Source organism: Eubacterium ventriosum (genome assembly GCF_025150745.1).
In the GTDB taxonomy this organism is placed as follows: domain Bacteria; phylum Bacillota; class Clostridia; order Lachnospirales; family Lachnospiraceae; genus Eubacterium_G; species Eubacterium_G ventriosum.
In genome coordinates this window covers 1,387,791-1,406,488 of the sequence record NZ_CP102282.1, presented here as the reverse complement: position 1 = coordinate 1,406,488, position 18,698 = coordinate 1,387,791, and the positions used below count along the sequence as shown (strand labels likewise).

Annotated in this window: 19 protein-coding genes and 1 pseudogene; all 20 read right to left on the bottom strand. The window is 34.2% G+C overall.

Annotated elements, in window-relative coordinates; genetic code table 11:
* Nucleotides 1-105: 105 nt before the first annotated feature.
* Nucleotides 106-1,395 carry an RNA polymerase sigma factor RpoD gene (gene rpoD / locus NQ558_RS06385; protein ID WP_005363610.1) on the bottom strand — a complete coding sequence of 430 codons (1,290 nt, stop codon included), beginning with the start codon at nucleotides 1,393-1,395 and terminating at the stop codon, nucleotides 106-108.
* 133 nt (nucleotides 1,396-1,528) lie between these two features.
* Nucleotides 1,529-2,347 carry an HAD family hydrolase gene (locus NQ558_RS06380; protein ID WP_242652162.1) on the bottom strand — a complete coding sequence of 273 codons (819 nt, stop codon included), beginning with the start codon at nucleotides 2,345-2,347 and terminating at the stop codon, nucleotides 1,529-1,531.
* Nucleotides 2,330-3,229, bottom strand: a pseudogene (locus NQ558_RS06375) (cation diffusion facilitator family transporter); the annotation flags it as partial. The gene NQ558_RS06380 and the pseudogene NQ558_RS06375, both read right to left, overlap by 18 nt.
* A 105-nt stretch (nucleotides 3,230-3,334) precedes the next feature.
* A complete protein-coding gene (locus NQ558_RS06370) occupies nucleotides 3,335-3,640 on the bottom strand; it encodes an AzlD domain-containing protein (RefSeq protein WP_005363608.1) in 306 nt (101 codons plus the stop codon).
* Nucleotides 3,633-4,349 (bottom strand): AzlC family ABC transporter permease, encoded by a 717-nt coding sequence (locus tag NQ558_RS06365; RefSeq protein ID WP_005363607.1) that lies wholly within the window; start codon nucleotides 4,347-4,349, stop codon nucleotides 3,633-3,635. The genes NQ558_RS06370 and NQ558_RS06365 overlap by 8 nt, the downstream gene beginning before the upstream one ends.
* 99 nt (nucleotides 4,350-4,448) lie before the next feature.
* Entirely contained in the window at nucleotides 4,449-5,378 is a 930-nt protein-coding gene (locus NQ558_RS06360) for a fibronectin type III domain-containing protein (protein ID WP_005363606.1), read from the bottom strand.
* Between the two features lie 88 nt (nucleotides 5,379-5,466).
* Nucleotides 5,467-6,243 carry a ZIP family metal transporter gene (locus NQ558_RS06355; protein ID WP_005363605.1) on the bottom strand — a complete coding sequence of 259 codons (777 nt, stop codon included), beginning with the start codon at nucleotides 6,241-6,243 and terminating at the stop codon, nucleotides 5,467-5,469.
* A 115-nt stretch (nucleotides 6,244-6,358) separates the two neighbouring features.
* Nucleotides 6,359-8,794 (bottom strand): cation-translocating P-type ATPase, encoded by a 2,436-nt coding sequence (locus NQ558_RS06350; protein WP_005363604.1) that lies wholly within the window; start codon nucleotides 8,792-8,794, stop codon nucleotides 6,359-6,361.
* 147 nt (nucleotides 8,795-8,941) lie between these two features.
* On the bottom strand, nucleotides 8,942-10,432 hold the full coding sequence (locus tag NQ558_RS06345; protein WP_040447430.1) for a DUF1846 domain-containing protein: 1,491 nt from the start codon (nucleotides 10,430-10,432) through the stop codon (nucleotides 8,942-8,944).
* 154 nt (nucleotides 10,433-10,586) lie between these two features.
* On the bottom strand, nucleotides 10,587-10,859 hold the full coding sequence (locus NQ558_RS06340; protein WP_005363602.1) for an acylphosphatase: 273 nt from the start codon (nucleotides 10,857-10,859) through the stop codon (nucleotides 10,587-10,589).
* 97 nt (nucleotides 10,860-10,956) lie between these two features.
* The gene (locus NQ558_RS06335; protein WP_005363601.1) at nucleotides 10,957-11,577 is read right to left on the bottom strand and encodes a DUF4230 domain-containing protein; all 621 of its coding nucleotides are present in this window, start codon (nucleotides 11,575-11,577) and stop codon (nucleotides 10,957-10,959) included.
* Between the two features lie 306 nt (nucleotides 11,578-11,883).
* Entirely contained in the window at nucleotides 11,884-12,207 is a 324-nt protein-coding gene (locus NQ558_RS06330; protein ID WP_005363599.1) for a cupin domain-containing protein, read from the bottom strand.
* A 27-nt stretch (nucleotides 12,208-12,234) separates the two neighbouring features.
* Nucleotides 12,235-13,155, bottom strand: coding sequence for a DMT family transporter (locus tag NQ558_RS06325; protein ID WP_005363597.1), 921 nt, complete (start codon nucleotides 13,153-13,155; stop codon nucleotides 12,235-12,237).
* 138 nt (nucleotides 13,156-13,293) lie between these two features.
* The gene (locus tag NQ558_RS06320) at nucleotides 13,294-14,262 is read right to left on the bottom strand and encodes a DUF3878 family protein (RefSeq protein WP_005363595.1); all 969 of its coding nucleotides are present in this window, start codon (nucleotides 14,260-14,262) and stop codon (nucleotides 13,294-13,296) included.
* 12 nt (nucleotides 14,263-14,274) lie between these two features.
* A complete protein-coding gene (locus NQ558_RS06315; protein WP_005363593.1) occupies nucleotides 14,275-15,171 on the bottom strand; it encodes a hypothetical protein in 897 nt (298 codons plus the stop codon).
* A 163-nt stretch (nucleotides 15,172-15,334) separates the two neighbouring features.
* Nucleotides 15,335-15,796: an NUDIX hydrolase gene (locus NQ558_RS06310; protein ID WP_005363591.1), complete on the bottom strand. Its 462-nt coding sequence runs from the start codon at nucleotides 15,794-15,796 to the stop codon at nucleotides 15,335-15,337.
* A 14-nt stretch (nucleotides 15,797-15,810) separates the two neighbouring features.
* Complete coding sequence (locus tag NQ558_RS06305; protein WP_040447330.1) at nucleotides 15,811-16,038, bottom strand: hypothetical protein; 228 nt, start codon at nucleotides 16,036-16,038, stop codon at nucleotides 15,811-15,813.
* 1 nt (nucleotide 16,039) lies between these two features.
* Complete coding sequence (locus NQ558_RS06300) at nucleotides 16,040-16,510, bottom strand: gamma carbonic anhydrase family protein (RefSeq protein WP_084812579.1); 471 nt, start codon at nucleotides 16,508-16,510, stop codon at nucleotides 16,040-16,042.
* 29 nt (nucleotides 16,511-16,539) lie between these two features.
* On the bottom strand, nucleotides 16,540-17,892 hold the full coding sequence (locus NQ558_RS06295; protein ID WP_005363588.1) for an N-acetylmuramoyl-L-alanine amidase: 1,353 nt from the start codon (nucleotides 17,890-17,892) through the stop codon (nucleotides 16,540-16,542).
* Between the two features lie 578 nt (nucleotides 17,893-18,470).
* Nucleotides 18,471-18,698, bottom strand: a complete 228-nt coding sequence (locus tag NQ558_RS06290) for a type II toxin-antitoxin system MqsA family antitoxin (RefSeq protein WP_040447328.1) — start codon at nucleotides 18,696-18,698, stop codon at nucleotides 18,471-18,473.

Here is an 18,698-nt window from a genome sequence, read left to right as displayed (position 1 = left end):
TTAGTGAACATCCTCTTGATAAAGGCAATCCTATTGTTGTTTCGCCTTTCAGATACAACAAAAGGACTCCCTTCCGGAAGTCCTTTTAACATAATCAAATAATATCTAGTTATTCAAAAAATCTTTAATCTTCTTACTTCTAACAGGGTTACGAAGCTTTCTTAATGCCTTGGCTTCAATCTGTCTGATACGTTCTCTTGTTACATTGAAGATTTTTCCTACTTCTTCAAGTGTACGAGGGTGACCGTCTCTTAAACCAAATCTTAAGATTATGACTTCTCTTTCTCTGTCCTTTAAGTCCTGTAATAAAACATCAATGTGTTCACGAAGCATTACTGATTCAATGTTGGCTTCAGGTGTAACTGTGTTGTTATCAGCTACGAAATCACCTAAGTTTGAATCATCTTCTTCACCGATTGGTGTTTCAAGTGATGCAGGTTCTCTTGCAATCTGCATGATTTCAAGTACTTTTTCTTCTGTCATATCTAATGCTGTAGCAAGTTCTTTAGTAGATGGTTCATAACCTAACTCTAATGTAAGCTTACGCTGCATCTTTGACATTCTATTAATTGTTTCAACCATATGAACCGGTACACGGATTGTTCTTGCGTGGTCAGCTAACGCTCTTGTTACTGACTGTCTAATCCACCATGTTGCATATGTACTTAATTTGTATCCTTTTGTGTAGTCAAATTTTTCTACACCCTTAATTAAGCCAAGATTACCTTCCTGTACTAAGTCTAAAAAACTCATTCCTCGACCGGTATATCTTTTTGCAATACTAACTACTAATCTTAAGTTAGCCTCTATTAACTTTTCTTTGGCAACTATGTCGCCTTCTGTCTTACGCTTGGCAAGTTCTAATTCTTCGTCTGCTGTTAACAGTGGAACTGTTCCTATTTCTTTCAAGTACATACGAACCGGATCCTCTGTTCCTACACCCTCGAGCAAATCTACAGCATCAAATTCTACTGTCTCTTCTTCATCATTTTCAAAATTCTCGTCTGTAGGTTCCAGTAAGTCTCCTTCGTCTGCTGCTACCATTGCAATATCCTCATCTGTAGGTTCTGCAACAAGATCAACTGTTGCCTCGCCATCTTCCGGGAAATCATTATCGGCATCATCACTCTTTGCACTATCAGCTTTAGGTGCCTTTGGCTCGTTTACGTCTACTTCCATGGTGATATTGATTTTCTTTCCTGTTAATTCTGTTACAACATCAGTTTTTTGCTTTTCTGTCAAATCATCATCTTTAAAGAAATCCTGAACCTCATTAATTGTAAGTCGGTCTTCCTTCTTATGAGCCAATTCAATCAGTTCTGCTACTTTTTGAGTAAATTCTTCCTTTTTCAATACAGCATCCTTTCTAACTAAGAAACTTAGTTTATCATACATGTGTTTTTTGCACACTAAACTGACCACAAAATTATTTTTTGTCGGTCGAACTAATATTATACACAAAAAAACAGCCAGTGTAAACCGACTGTAAAAAAATTCTTTGTTTTTTGTTGATTTTTATTAGATTTTATCAATAATTTTGCTTATCTAAGTCTTCAATTATTGCTTTTATGGCATTTTCGGTGTTTGGAACAGTAACTCTGTCTGCCATCTTTTTAACATTCTCCTTGGCATTGCCAACTGCATAACCAATGTCACAATTCTGCAACAACGAAATGTCATTTTCCTGGTCTCCCACTCCAATCGTTGTATGAATATGCTGGTTAAAGTGTTTCTTTAAATACTCTACGGCTATGCCTTTGCCACTATCCACTCTTTGAATTTCAAGACCGTTAGGCCAGCTTGTATCAAATCTAAACTTATTGCCAAACTTCTCCTTTAAGTCTTTTTGCATTGCAACCGTAACTTCTTCATCCTGAATAAATAAAATCTTAAAAACTTCGTCTCCAATACTATCAAACAACTTCTCAAGACTTCCATCTCCAGGAGCACTTTCAAGTGGTTTAAATTCCTTGCTGTCGTGGACTGTATAATTAATCCAATATTCCCAAACTTTCGTCCAGTTATCATTAACATATTTTACAAGTTTGTAGCAATCCTCTTTTGCCATTGGCCACTTTTCAATAATCTTCTCATTATCCTTGTCGTAAAGAACCGTTCCATTTAAAGCAACTATTGGTGCGTTAACCTTGAATCTATCCTTAAACTTATCAGCATATTCAGGAAATCTTCCCGTTGCCAAAGTAAATATTCCACCTTCTTTTTGGAAATATTTAATGGCCTTAACGTTTTCTTCTGACAAAACCTCTTCCCCATAAGTTAATGTACCGTCACAATCACTGCAAAGCAAATATCCCTTAAACTTTGGAGCCGGATTTACATGAACCATACAATGCTTAACTTCCTGAAAGTTTTTTTCAATTGCATCATGCACTTCCTGTGCAATGGCATGGGATTTATATAAGGAAATGTTGCCATTAGCTGCAATTTCAACATCCACATATATTTTTGCTCCAAAAAGACGTGTATGAAGTAAATCAAGTGAAACTACACCTTTTTGACTCAAAATAATGTCGGCCATTTTTCTCTCAACTTCTTCATCACATGACTTGTCAACCATCTTATCTATTGCATCTTTAAAAATTTCATAAGCTGCCTTGGCAATGAATAAACAGATAATAACACTTGCTATAGGGTCAAGAATAGGGAATCCTGATCTTGCACCTATAATACCTATTAAAGCACCAATTGAAGAAAGAGCATCAGACCTGTGGTGCCATGCATCAGCCATTACTGCCCCTGAATTAATCTTTTTTGCAGCAGATCTTGTAAACCAATACATCCATTCCTTTGTTGCAATAGATATAATCGCTGCAACCATTGCTATTATTCCCGGAATTGTTTGATTGCCATTGGTTCCATTTATTATTTTATTTACACCATCTATGCCAATTCCTGCTCCTGTTATAAGAAGTACCACCGCCAAAATAATAGCTGCAACACACTCTAATCTATCATGGCCATACTGATGACCTTCATCAGATTCTTTTCCTGCAAGGCTAACGCCTATTATTACTATAAAACTACTAAAAACATCTGACGCAGAATGAATGGCATCAGAAACCATAGCGCCCGATTTTCCTATAATACCTGCCAACAATTTAAATACTGACAAAAGCAGATTAACTACAATACTAACTGTAGACACCTGCATTGCTACTTTTTTAGTTTTTTCATCTGACAAAATTTCTTTCTTTTCTATTCTTGTCATCACGAACCCGCTTTCCTTAATAACTATGCTTTCTTTAATAAAATATGACTTCTTTGGCACAGTCATATTTTTATAAAACCTACTCTTCTATAAATTATTTGCTTCTTAAACAATTATCAATTCCACAATAAATACCAGCGCACAACTTACTATTGCAACCTGAAAAAGATTTCCACCTTTCCAAGCCAAAAGAATCGCACCAATTAATGCAATCAGACCTGACCACATACTCTGTGTGGCTGTAAGAATTGCCGGAAATGTCATTACCGCCAATGTTACATAAGGCACATAATACAAAAATGACTTTATGTATTTATTTGTAATTTCTTTTCTAATTAACGTTAAAGGAAGCACTCTGATTGCATAGGTTGCAATAGCCATTGCAAGAAGACATATATATATGTTATGCATTTTCTTCCTCCTTTACCGGAAATAATATTGCTGCTGCTAATGAAATAATAACAGTCAAAATCATAATTTTTACACCTGATGAAATTCCTGCAAAAACAGAAAGTGTATTAAATATGTAACTTAAAACAAAGCTTACAACTATTACTCCTGCTACTATTTTGTTCTTTTTCCCCTCAGGAATTATGCATGCCATAAACATACCATAAAGACCTACACTTAAGGCACTTACAACTCTGATTGGCAATGCGTTACCCATCAAAACACCTAGCGCCGTACCTACACACCATGCCGGTGAGGCAACTGCCGCAAGTCCAAAAGTATAATAAGGATCAAGCTTTCCTGCTACAGATATTGAAGCTCCAAATATTTCATCTGTTATAAAATATCCCATTATAAGTCTTTTCCATATTGGAGTGTCTGCGGGAATCTTCTGGCTTAACGCACAGGACATTAAAAGATATCTGGCATTGGCGACAACCTCCATCATTACCATTACAAAAATGGTTGCGTTGGCCCCAAAAAGAGTAAATGCAATATATTCCCCCGCCGAGGCATGCAATCCAAAACTTGCCACTGCTGACTGAAATGCCGTTATTCCTGCATTCTTTGCCTGTATTCCAAGTGTAAATGCTACTGCAAAATAACCCAATGCTATTGGAATACCATTTTTTAGTCCTTTTACAAAATTGTCTAAATGTTTCTCTTTCATTTTCTGCTTAATCTCTCGTTTCCTAGTTGCTACAATGATTATATTTTACTTTCCATACATTTATCAATATCATTTCATTATAGCTCTATGTCTAATTCATTACTTCTTTACTTTAACACTTTTAACCTTGCTCCAGTCACCATAAATCTTCTTGCCATTAACAGTTCTATATGCTCTTACCTGAACATAATATTTCTTCTTTTTAAGTTTTTTAATAGTGTATTTTGGAGTATTGGTTTTTATGTTTTTAACCTTAGCTTTTTTAAGCTTTTTCTTTGTTGTGGCATATCTTACATTATATCCTGTAACTTTAGAAATCTTAGCCCACTTAAGACTAATCTTTTTGCCTTTTTTGTTTTTGGCATATGTAACCTTTGCCTTTGAAACCTTAATAGTTTCTGTTTCTTTAGGTGCATTAGGATTGTCTTCTGCCTCAATTGTTCTAACATAAGTTCCTGTATAATTATCACCTAATCCTGTGAAAGTAATTGTAATCTTCCCCTTTACATCTGTTTCTACAGTATAATCATAATCAGTTCCTTTTGTCATCGCGTAACTACCATTATTGACAGTAATTTTCAATTGTTTATTTTCGAATTCTGTTCTAATAGTTACATTGCCTATTTCTTTTTTTACAATTTGAAATTCCTTTGTTATCTGTCCTGTATAACCATCAATTCCCTTAATAATCATAGTTACCTTGCCCGGATAAAAATTATTCTTGTACGTAACTGTATAATCAGCCATAGGATTTAAATTCTTTCCTTTATAAGATAATAACACTATTGGAGTTATTCTCTTTCCAACAAACTCATAACTATCCTTAACATTAGACCAGTCTATCTGAACTTTTCCTGAACTAATATCAATAGGTGTAACTTCCGCGCCCTCTTCTTTTCCATTGTCATTAGAATCCAAAACTGAATAACTGCTATCAGCCTTTGCCTGATAATTTGGCTGTATAAGTGACATACTAAATGCCATTGATAAACTAAGAATAACTGATAAAACTTTTTTTGATTTTCTCATAATATTTCTCCTCGTCTCAATTTTGATTAATATGTAACTAATGAACCCTATCAATTTTTAACACCGTCAGTATATTTTAGCACATTTATCAACCTAACGCCACATCAAGTACCATCATAAGAACAAATCCAATTGCTGCACCTATTGTTCCTATATTAGTATGCTCACCTGACTGTGACTCAGGAATTAATTCTTCTATTACAACATAAATCATTGCACCTGCTGCAAATGCCAAAAGATATGGCAATATTACAATAATCTTTGATGTAAGAAGTATAGTTATAAATGCACCTATAGGTTCTACAACACCTGAAAGGAACCCACACTTAAATGCCCTCATCTTACTCATTCCCTGTCCCTTTAGAGGCATTGAAATAATGGCACCTTCCGGAAAATTCTGTATTGCAATACCTATTGACAATGCAACAGCTGCAGTAAGACTTAACTTGCTATGTCCCATAATCGCTCCTGCATACGCTACACCCACTGCCATTCCCTCAGGAATGTTGTGAATTGTAACTGCAAACATCATCATTGTTGTTTTTGAAAATTTACTCTTTACACCCTCCGGCTTATCGCTGTCCAAATGTAAATGTGGCACAATGCTGTCAATTAAAAGTAAAAACAAAATTCCAAGCATAAAGCCTACAGCTGCAGGAAGCCAGGCTATTCTCCCCTGTTCCTTAGACATATCAATTGCCGGAATAAGAAGTGACCATACGCTTGCCGCAATCATAACTCCTGCTGCAAAACCAAGTAGAGTCTTTTCAATCTTTGCATTAATATTGTCTTTCATAAAAAATACCATTGCCGCACCTAGGGTTGTTCCAAGCAACGGTATTAATAAAACAACCATTTCATCCATATTTTATCCCTCTCCTTCATTAATTACACATATTGTTATAACTCAACTATTTGATGTAATCGTATACTTTCATAATATAATAAGGACCCCGAATACACGAAGTCCTTATCCTAATTTATTTTATAATTTTTGCTTTTCTTCGTTTTTCAATCCAGCCTACTATCTTTCGACCAATCTTTTCGATTAATATTGTACTATATCTTAATGCCGGTTCTGTAATTATGGCAAATACCACAAATAACATAATGCATTTCGTAGACATACCACGCATTGCAAATAAATCTCCAAGATAAATACTGCAACCTAAAAGTCCTACAATACATCCGCCCCAAACACACCAGCGAAGTGCATTCATAGGCTTACTAATGTTATAAAGAATTACAAATCCTACTATTGCGAGTAACATTGTGCAGGCTGTTGATATATCATTCTCACCTACTTCAAATACCTGACCAAATACTACAAGTGCTCCTACAACAAGGAAATCTGTAATACCTGCCGGCAATGCTTTTATAAGCACATTGGATAGGAAATGTCCCTGAATGATGTTTTTATTAGGCTGTAGGGCAAGGAAAAATGCCGGAACACCTATTGTAAACATACTAATCAGCGAAATCTGTGATGGCTCCAATGGATAATTTATCATAAAGCATACAGAAAATAGTGATAAAAGGAATGAGAAAATATTTTTAACAAGAAACAAACTTGCTGAACGTTCAATGTTATTTACAACTCTTCTTCCTTCCATTACAACTGATGGCATACAGGCAAAGTTAGAATCTAACAAAACAAGCTGTGACGCCTGTGCTGCCGCATCACTTCCTGATGCCATTGCCACTGAGCAGTCTGCATCCTTTAGTGCCAAAACATCGTTTACACCATCACCTGTCATTGCCACAGTTCTACCTGCTTTCTTAAGGGCTCTGACAAATTTACGTTTCTGGTCAGGTGTAACTCTGCCAAATACTGTATATCTTAATACTGCATCTTCAATTGCCTCATCTGTTGTAAGGGTTGATGCATCTATATAATTGTCTGCATTTGCTATTCCTGCCTGCAACGCAACCTGAGAAACAGTTACAGGATTATCACCTGATATAACCTTTATTTCCACACCCTGATTTTCAAAATACTTAAATGTTTCAGGTGCTTCTTTTCTAATAGGGTTAGACAAAAATACCAAGCCTAGAGGTGTAACCTTTCCTGTTAATGCTTTACCGTCAATAACTCCGTCATAAATACCAAATACAAGAACTCGGTATCCTTCTGAACTATACTGTTCAATCTGCTCTCTATAATTGTCATAATCCTCTCTTAACACGAACTCAGGTGCACCAAGAACATAGCTTCCATCTTCAAAGGCTGCTCCTGAATATTTAAACTGTGACGAGAAAGGACTTACTGACACTGCTTTTCTACCTGAAGGCTTATTAAAGTAATCCTTCATAGCCTTCATAGTAATATTATCACTAGACATTGCCGAAGCAAAATCACTAATAATCTGCTTTAATGGAGCCATGGACTGACTGTCGTATCCATCCATTGGAATCTCTCCGTTAACTTCCATTGTATTCTCTGTAATTGTCCCTGTTTTGTCAACACACAAAACATTAACTCTTGCAAGGGTTTCTATACATTTCATGTCATGCACAAGAACTTTCTTTGATGCAAGTCGCATAACACTTACAACAAGAGCGACACTGGCCAGCAAATACAACCCTTCCGGTATCATTCCAATAACAGCAGCAACCATAGATGTTATACTCTTGCTAAAAGATGCTCCCGAAAAGAAAAACTGCTGTCCAAAAAGTAATAGTCCAATTGGAATAATCAATATACCCACTACTCCAACTAATTTGTCAAGAACTCTAATCATTTCGGACTGTTCTTCACTATTCATTGCCTTAGCTTCAAGTGTTAACTTTGATATATATGAATCCTCACCAACCTTGTCAAGTCTTGCATAACATTCACCTGAAACAATAAAACTTCCTGACATTAATTCATCGCCGGGCTTCTTTGATATTTCATCAGATTCACCTGTAAGCAATGACTCATTAACTGAAACTTCGCCATCTACAACAATGGCATCGGCACAAATCTGATTTCCTGCCTTAAAAATAACTATATCGTCAAGGACCAGTTCTTCCGCAGGAATACTAAACTGTCTTCCTTCTCTAACAACTAAAGCCTTTGGGGCATTTAATACTGATAACTTATCCAAAGTATTCTTTGCTCTTATTTCCTGAATAATACCGATAAACAAGTTTGCCAGAATAACCGGCAAAAAAGTTAAATTACGGAATGAACCTGCCAAAATTAACAGCGCCGCAAGAACTGCAAATACTAAGTTAAAATACGTAAACAGATTACTTTTTATAATTTCCGGAACAGTTTTTGACGGCGGTTCAACCGGCTCGTTAGACCAACCATTCTCAAAATATTCATTAACCTGATCACTGTTTAAACCATATCTGATATCTGCATTAAATCTTCTTGTCTGAACTTTTTTTCTTACTATTGTATTGTCTTTTGATGTTCTATTCTTCATAAGTTCTCCTTGTCAGTTAAAAACCCCTATATTAAATTTCAGATTGCCATATACCTAAATCTACAATCCGTTTTCTTAAATACCTTCACATCAAAATATTATACCAAATATTTCATATCATATTTTGAATATTCTATGAACTATTTGTTAGTGTTTATGATATTTTCTACCATCTTCTTCATATTTAGGCTCACAAGTAAGTTGCATTCCTAATTTTTTAAATGTAGTTTCATCTACTGATGACAATAAAACTGTTGAATGTGCATCACATCCCTTAAGCTTAGTTAATTCTCCCATAGCCTTCTTTGCATTTTCATTGTGAGCTGCTGTTGATGACAATGCAATTAAAATTTCATCTGTGTGAAGACGTGGGTTCTTGCTTCCAAGATAATTAGTCTTCAATGTCTGAATAGGTTCAATTGCTTCTTTTTCAATTAATTCTACTTCATCATCAATATTACCAAGTGCCTTAAGAGCATTAAGCAAAGCTGCTGCTGATGCACCTAAAAGGTCAGTTGTGCGACCTGTAACAATCTTTCCGTCAGGAAGTTCAATTGCTACCGCCGGCTTGTTGTCAGTTTCTTTTTCTTTATTAAGAGCCACAACTGCCACTTCTCTATCCTGTGGTGTAATTTCAGCCTGTTTCATAAGAATTTCTAACTTAGAAATATTATTTTTTGTACTTCCTGTTCTTCTCTTTTCACAAAGAGCCTGATAATATCTTCTGATAATTTCCTGTTTTGAAGCCTTGCAACAAGCTTCATCATCAAAGATACAATTTCCTGCCATATTAACCCCCATATCTGTAGGTGATTTGTATGGACTCTTACCTGAAATCAATTCAAACATTGCATTAACAACAGGGAAAATTTCAAGGTCTCTGTTATAGTTTACAGTTGTCTCTCCATATGCTTCCAAATGGAATGAGTCAATCATGTTAACATCATTTAAATCTGCTGTTGCTGCCTCATAAGCAAGGTTAACAGGGTGTCTTAATGGAATGTTCCAAATAGGAAATGTTTCAAACTTAGCATATCCTGCATTAATTCCTCTCTTATGTTCATGGTATAACTGTGAAAGACATGTAGCCATCTTTCCACTTCCAGGACCTGGTGCTGTTATAACAACAAGTGGTCTTTCAGTTTCAATATAATCATTCTTTCCGTAACCTTCATCACTAACAATAAAGTTAACATCACTTGGATATCCAGGAATCTTATAATGCTTGTATGACTTAATTCCAAGTTCTTCTAATCTCTTCATAAATAATTCTGCTGCCGGCTGTCCTGCAAACTTTGTAAGACAAACACTGCCAACAAAAAGCCCTACTGACTGAAATTCATCAATAAGTCTTAAAACATCCATGTCATATGTAATTCCATAATCTCCACGAATCTTGTTTTCTTCAATGTCTTCAGCACTAATAACAATTACAACTTCTGCCTGGTCTTTTAACTGTAATAACATCTGTAACTTTGAGTCAGGCTCAAATCCAGGCAATACTCTTGATGCATGATAATCATCAAAAAGCTTACCGCCAAACTCCAAATACAACTTGTTTCCAAACTGTGCAATTCTTTCCTTAATGTGTTCTGATTGCATCTTTAAATACTTCTCATTATCAAATCCTTTTTTCAAAACCTTAACCTCATCTATCATCATTTTATATATAATTATATTGATTACAGTGTTCCAATACTAACATACAATGAAGCATAAACTTCACAATATGCAAATATTAGGACAGATTGTTATAGTGCAAAGCAGGTAACAATCCATATAATCAATGTTATTACCTCTCGTAAAAATCATGGTCATCCACAACAGGAATCTTCTTAATGTCCATATCTTCTATCATTATAAATCTCTGATTTTGAAGAAAAATAATTAACTGATCTATAACCTGCTGTTCTCCCTGAACTTCCATTTCAACAGTTCCATCATACAAATTTCTAACCCAGCCTGTAAGCCCAAGCTGTCTGGATTTATATACTGAATAATATCTAAATCCTACCCCCTGAACTCTTCCATAGAAGATTATGTGTTTTCTTACTTTTTCACTCATATTTATCTCCTAATCCAAACTTTAATACTAATTTTATGCTAATTTCATTATTAATTTTTTATGCTAATTTTGATAGTTTTTTTATAGCTTTTTAATATTATTTTTCAACAAACTTAATTTCATACTCACTACTATCATAAACTTTTTCAATAAAACCTTTTATGATAGTCTTGGCATTCTTTTCGGCATTTTCAAGAAGTCCATTGCTTTCTGCATCCTTCTTGGCATTCTCCTTAAGCTTGCTCATTGCCTCATTGTTATCTTTTAAAGTAATCTTTGTGAATATGCTTTCTTGTTCGTGATATACCTTAAAAGAATCCTTATTAAGTTCACAGCTTAGAATCTTAGCCTTTGGGACTTTAACCGTTATGGTCTTATCCTTTACGCTCCAGTCAATCTGGTCAAAATCAATTCCTGCCTTAACATTTACATCATAACTGTAAATATACTTGCTCTGAGTAAAAGGAATGTCGATTCCAAACAACTGCTTTGACTCATCTGTAACATTAACTTCAGTACAATATGCTTCCTGAGTTGCAAGTTCTCCAATATTCTCAAAACCTAATTTAGTAGTCTTATTGTCAATTGAAATAACCTTCCTTGTGCCAAACCACGCAACAAGAACTACTGCCACAATGCATAATATTATTAAAATCTGCTTTGATAAATAAACCTTTGCAATGCTTAAACCTTTTTTATTTTTTTCTTTAGTCCCCATACTTTAATCTCCTCTGTATTAATAAATACTCTTTATTCTATCATATAACTTAACTCTTTTGAATTTATTTTGTCGAAAAAAACGCCTTATATGATTTTTTCTCACATAAGACGCTTTTTATTAGATTTTTATAAAGTTTTTTGTACTAATTTACTTGTTAATTATTTATCATAATCTTAGCAACAGTTTTTTGCCACTTTTTAATTTAATTAACTGTTTTATTAATTTATTATATTAATTCGTTTCTTTTATTATTTAGTGAACTAATTTATAAAATGGTATTCCTAATTTTTATATGTCATCTTATTAAAATGAAACAACAAGTTCCATTTTGAACTTTTCTTCACCAAATACAGCATGTGGAACATCTTTAGGCATAACAATAGTCTCACCTTCATTAAGAATGAAAACATCTCCGCCAATTGTAAATCTTCCTGTTCCTTCCAATACTGTAACCATAGCGTCTCCACCTGATGCGTGAGTTGAAATTTCTTCACCTTTGTCAAATGAAAATATAGTTACACTTACATAATCATTCTGAACTAAAGTCTTGCTTACAACCTGTCCATCCTGATAATCTACTAAGCTTTTTAATTCTAATTTTTCTTTCTTTGCAATGTTCTTATACATACTAATTACCTCTCGTTTATTAATATTTTATTTAGAAAAATGATTCATTACATATACTCCAAGTGCCACAATACAACCTGCAATTATATATTTAACTCTCATTGGCTCTCCAAGAATTATGCTTGAAAAGATAACTCCAAGAATAGGAATAAATGCATTAAATATGGCTATTTTACTTATTGGATGATATGCAAGAAGTTGATTATAAACTCCAAAGCATACTGCTGATATAAGAATCAGTCCAATCATTATTATGATGGATTCCGTGGTTATTGTCCATCTTGCTGCAGGCCCTATTATTGCTGAAACTACACATAAAAATGTGCCACCTATAGTCATGCTTAAACTTGTTGCAACAGTCATATCCATCTTCTTTGAAATTATTCTTGTAATAATTCCGCCAAAGGCTCCGCACATGGCATTTAGAAGAATCATTCCGTCGCCTCTAAATGAAATTCCCTGAAAGAAATTCTGTCCCGGTTCAATGTTTATTAACAGTATTCCGCTAAATCCCAATATACATCCTAATGCTTTGAATTTTGAAAACTTGTCATCTTCAAAAATAATGCAGGACAATATTATGGCAAAAAATCCATTCATTGAATCGAGTATTGTTGACCTTGAACTTGGAAGATAACCAAGTCCCACATATGAAAACAAATAATGTAATGCTGTGTTAACCAGTGCAAATAATAATAGCCACGCCACAACGCTTTTTTGTTCAACTTTAAATTTCCTTTTTTGTATTATTGCAAGGATTGTTACTAATATTCCCGCAACAAGAAATCGTATTCCTGCAAAACCTATTTTGCTTCCTAAATCATCCGAGGCTATATGCAACTGGGCATATCCTAATTTAATCAGCGGATACGCCAACGACCAACCTGCCGCACAAAAAAACGCCCAAAAAGGGGCCGTTTTCCTGTTACTAAAAATTGAATTTTTCATGTAATTATTTCTCGTAAATCTTTCCTGTAATTTTTTCTATAATTTTTTCTATAATTATTCTGTAAATTTTCTGTCTTTTTATTATGTTATGTATTTGCAATACAATAATTGTTTAATACTTCTGTTTCTTGTTTTACTTTATTTTATTTCCTGTATTTCTACTTTTGTATTTATCAGGCTTTTCTTCCATATCATAAGATACACTTTGTATTCTATGGAATCAGTTGCCACAACAAAAGGCTCTTCCACGAATATCTCTGACTTTCTCTTTTTGTGTTTTAACTTGTTCTGAAGTTGCTTTGCCCTTGTCAAAATCTTCTTATGCTCATTGTCTGCAGCTTTTCCAAACTTTCTTGTTGGATAATTCTTTGTTGCTTCTGTCATTTTTTCCATAAGACTTTCCACAACTTTTCTGTGAGACTTTCTATGTAACATAGTTGCTATAACTTTTGCAAGCTTTCTGTTCTTAAACTGCTTATATAAAACAAGAACCTGATAAAGCATTTTGTCCTGCTGCTCTCTTGCCACCTTAAGCATAACAGTGATTGCCTTGTCTGTTGGCTCCCACGGATTGTCCCTTGGCACAAGATACTTCTCAGGCACCGAAGGATAAAAGCAATAATTAAGCGGTGGAAAATCTGTAAGATTAGCCAGCTCTTTCTCCAAATCATTACAATACTTTTCTCCCAAATAATCAAGTTTATCCCTGAGAATTGAAATTTTGTATTCAAGCTGTCTTAAATATTCATAACCTTCAATCCAAAAATGTGCAGTTCTTCCGTAATTATACAAATTAACTTCAAAACTAACATCCTCAAAAAATACAGTACACACCGAATCTTTCTGATGTACAACCAAAACATATTCATCATTGCCTGTACTGTCATTTTTTTGAACTGTCAGGGATGTATTAATCTCTCCCTGATAGTCCTTTATATATTCTCCTGTAATTCTTGCATTTTCAAATACAATAAAACTTTCAACCGCATCATTCATAAGATAAATAACTTTAAGCCTGTTATCATCTACCTTATCAGACACAAGTTCAAACTGATTCTGTTCTATTAAATTATTTAACTTTTCAAAAATATCTTCTCTTTTGCTCATAATCAATCTTTATCAACCCCAGCCCGGAACTTTTTTAAACAACATCTTCCTGCCCCAGCTTGATTTCTTTTTACTTAGGTAAATCCAACCTTTCTTTCCTGATTTTGTTTTTACATAAGCATAAGCATTAATTGGCTTTTCCTCTCCGTACTTGCCCTGTGGACGTTTTGCCACATTCTTCATTGGTTTAATTTTTATCATTTTAATCTTGTCACCTTTTTTGACTGTAAATTTCACCTTTGACTTCTTTGATGCTTTTTTGTAAACCTTAATATTACTCTTAGCCTTATACTTATACTTCTTTGAACTTCCTACAAGATTATATGTTCCTGTAGTTGTTATAATCTTGTTATTCTGTAATTTCAATGGAATGTTAGCATAAAAACAGCCAATTGGCAATGAATATGGTGTATCTACCACAATATTAAATCTGCCGTTGCCTTTTACATTGCTAAAAGAATACTCTCTTGTATAATTCAAAGCCTTGTTTTTATCATTATCAAATTCTACAATTGACGCACCATTCCATCTCTGAAATGAACTGTAATCCATAACATCCGAATAGCCTCCAATCTGCAAATTCAATTCCAAAGTATTATCACTACTGTCAATATCAAGAACCGTATACTTAGCCCAAGTATCTGTTAACTTCTTAGTGTAAACATTCTTATCATTTATAAACAAACTTACACTATTAAAGAAGTCATTATCATCTTTATTAACCTGAGTTGTGTACTTAATCTTCTCCGCCTGCCCATCTCCATTCAAGTCAAAATAATAATCCTTGTTCAGTTCAAGTGTCTGGTTAGTTGCTGCGTAAACATTAACATTGCTAAGCAAAAATCCTGCTGTAAAAGCAAAAGACAATGCTCCAAAAATTGATAAAGATTTTTTTAAATTTCCTTTCATGATCTTGTCCTCCTGTTCATACCCTTATAACTTGATTGTACTATTGTTTCGGGAGAAATCAATATGGATTTTCTTTTTTCGTGGTTGTGACAATTGAAACGTTTTCATCTTTATTTTATCATAAATATTTTTTAGAAGTATTTCTCGAATATTTTATGATTTTTTAATAGATTTGCACTGCCTTTTCAACCAATTTTTCATTTTCATAAACAAGCTTTAATGAAAAAAATCTTTCTTCATTATCAAGCAACAATTTTAGAAAAATAGCATCCCCTTCCCATGTTGGAAGTTTAGGCACTTCCGTCTTGCTTACCCATTCCAATTCTCCCTCGTCGCAGGTAATGATCTCTCCACGAAAATCGTCCGATGTAAAAAGGCACATCATTTCAGGCTCACAGTCATCACTTACAAAAGTTATCAAACCTCTAAACTTATACGACAACAATTCCAAGCCTGTCTCCTCTTTTACTTCTCTTAAAAGACATTCCTCAGGGCTTTCATTTCCTTCTGCGTGACCGCCTACGCCAATCCACTTATCCTTATTAATGTCATTTTCTTTTTTAGTTCTATGTAACATTAAATATTTTTCATCTTTTTCTATGTAACACAAAGTCGTAACTTTCATCCAAAAATCCACCTCTAAAACCAGCTAAGAATTATTACCACAAATGCCAATATTGCTATTGCACCAAACAGCTTAAGTGATTTCATCAACTCTTTATATGTTAAACTATCTTTTAATAAAATATTTTCTTTGGTTAATGATTCCATTTTCATTGTTCTTCTAATTTTTATTAAAAAACAAATATCCAGCACGCAAAGGACCAAGCATACAATGCCTAAGATTGTTCTTATTGTTACTGGCATTCTACTTTACCTCCTGCATCATTAATTTCACATATTCTTCTGCATTCTCTCTATTGTCTTCTATTTCTGCTTCGGTAAGATTTCGGATAACTTTAGCAGGATTACCAAATGCCATTGAATTGTCAGGGATTTCCATTTTTCCCGTTACTAAAGCACCGGCACCAATAATGCAATTCTTGCCTACTTTTGCTCCATTCAGAAGAATGCTTCCCATTCCAATAACTGTATTGTCGCCAACTGTACAACCATGAACTATGGCGTTATGACCTATTGTTACCCCATTGCCAATGGTTAACGCAAAACCATTACCTGTGTGCAATGTGCAATTGTCCTGCACATTAGAATTATCGCCTATTGTTATTCCTTCCATATCACCACGAACTACCGCATTGTACCAAATCCCAACATTGTTGCCTATTTCAACATTTCCTACAACGTGTGTTCCCGGTGCTAAAAATATATTTTTGTTCAAAATTCTTCTCCTTTGCAACAATTATATACTTATTTCTTCTTTCTAAGCTTTCCTGTTTTCTTGCTAAAAGTATATCTTTTTCCTTTGATTTTCTGTTTGCCTTTAAACATGCCTTTTGTCTTTGAAAAATAGTATTTAGCATTTTTGTATGTTACCCAGCCGTTTTTTCTTTTTCCACTTTTCTTGAAGAAATAACTTTTCACTCCGTCTGTGTAAATCTGATTAGTTACTACAACTCCGTTACCTTTTGCCAAATAACTTTTACCACGAATAGTAAACCAACCGCTTGTCATTTCTCCAGTCTTGGGATTCAAATAAAATTTGTTTCCTGCTTCTTTAAAGAAACCTTTATTCATAACGGCTGTTTTGTTGTTAAAGTGATACCACTTTCCGTCTTTTTTTACCCAGCCTGCTATTTTATTTCCTTCCTTGTCAACAAAATATGTCTTGCCTGAAATTGTCTGAAAACCACCTTCGATGTTTTTTGCACTAAGCTTGTAATAATTAATAATACCCTTTGCATCTGCCACTCCCAAACTCTTTCTTTGTTCAGCAGTTTTAAAATAATTGTTACAATCACTTTTGTTTGAAACATATCCATGTTCAATGATAAGGCTTGGAATCTTGTTAAGAACGCCCTCTCTTACAATTGAGTAATAATCTGCCTTTGCGCCGTTTTTGTACTTTTCATCATGCAAAGTTCTAAACCAAAAACCCTCGCTTTTTATTCCAAGTTCCTGCAAATTAGCCATTATGCTACTACCCAATGCCTGAGTTGTCGTGCTAACATATTTATTATACCCTGAATTGTAAGCCGCCAATATCATAGCTCCACTTCTCTTTTTTTCAGGATCCCAATTAATATGAAAACTTACAAGTGAATCTGCACTTAACCTTTTTGCCAAATGATTTCTTGCTGTAAGGCAATCGCCTAGCTTAAGTTTCTTAACGCACTTGCTATTAGTTCTTGTCATATAAACAGTTACATCTGAATATTTATTTAAGTAATTTCTACAAGCCTTGCCAATGTCCAAATTAACATCCTCTTCTTTTAATCCATTGCCCCTTGCACCTATATGCTTCTTGCAATGTCCCGGATCAAGCAAAATAACCTTAGACTTGACTGGATTCAAAATTGACTTTTTAATATTTGATGCTTTGGTAGTTTCCTGTGGCTTTGTAGTTTCTGCGGGCTTAGTTGTCTCTGTAGTTTTTGTACTTTCAGATGGCTTAGTTGTTACTGCTTCTACGGATGTTGTAACCTTCTCTCCTGAAACCTCAGCCTTTGTCTGAGTAGAAAATGTAGCTATGCTCATCAATGTACATATCGATAAAGTTCCAAGTGTGTATTTTATTGTTTTAAATATTTTGATTTTGTTCATGTTCATACCCCTTTGTATTATCTCTTATTTTTCCACTTTTTCAGTATAACATATACACTGTTGTTTTCAATTAACTTCTTTTCCATCTATTGCATTCTTTACATCCGTTTCAGCGTAATGTCCTTATAAAACTATCTTTCCTGCATCTTTTCCGTCAAAAGAGAATGTGGTAGCTGACTTTCAGGTTCTCTGCCATCAAAATAATCTAACAACATCTGTAGTTCTTCGCTTCTTCCAATATTATAATACTACAGCAATAGCGAATTAAACTGTTCAATATATTTATCCATAATAGTCATAATACCTGCACCTGAAAAAATCAAAATCTTATTTTCAATCAATAAACCGGTTCGTTTATTACCATTCCAGAAGAAGTGTCCTCTTGCTCCCCATATAAATGTAACACAATTTATTTTTATGCAAAAAACTCCTGTACACCATTTCCGGTATACAGGAGTTCATTATTTTAAGTAATTATATTCTTTTCACTAATCAGTGTATTACTTGTTAGCAATAGCTGCCTGAGCCGTTACATATCATAGGCTTACTACAGCCACTCCTCTTTCTGCTTTATCTTTTTATGCTACCTTTGAATAATCTAAAACGGCAATTTCCTGCATCATTTGCTTTGCTAGGTTAACCATTTTTTCTAACTGCTCAGCAACTTCATCTGTGTAATACTTTTCTCCACACTGCTCACATTCTTCACAAGGAACATTTTTAATTACAATTATACTATTTTTGTAATTAACAACATGAGTTGTAGTACTTTCTTTTACTGTATCACATTTACAAAACATACACAT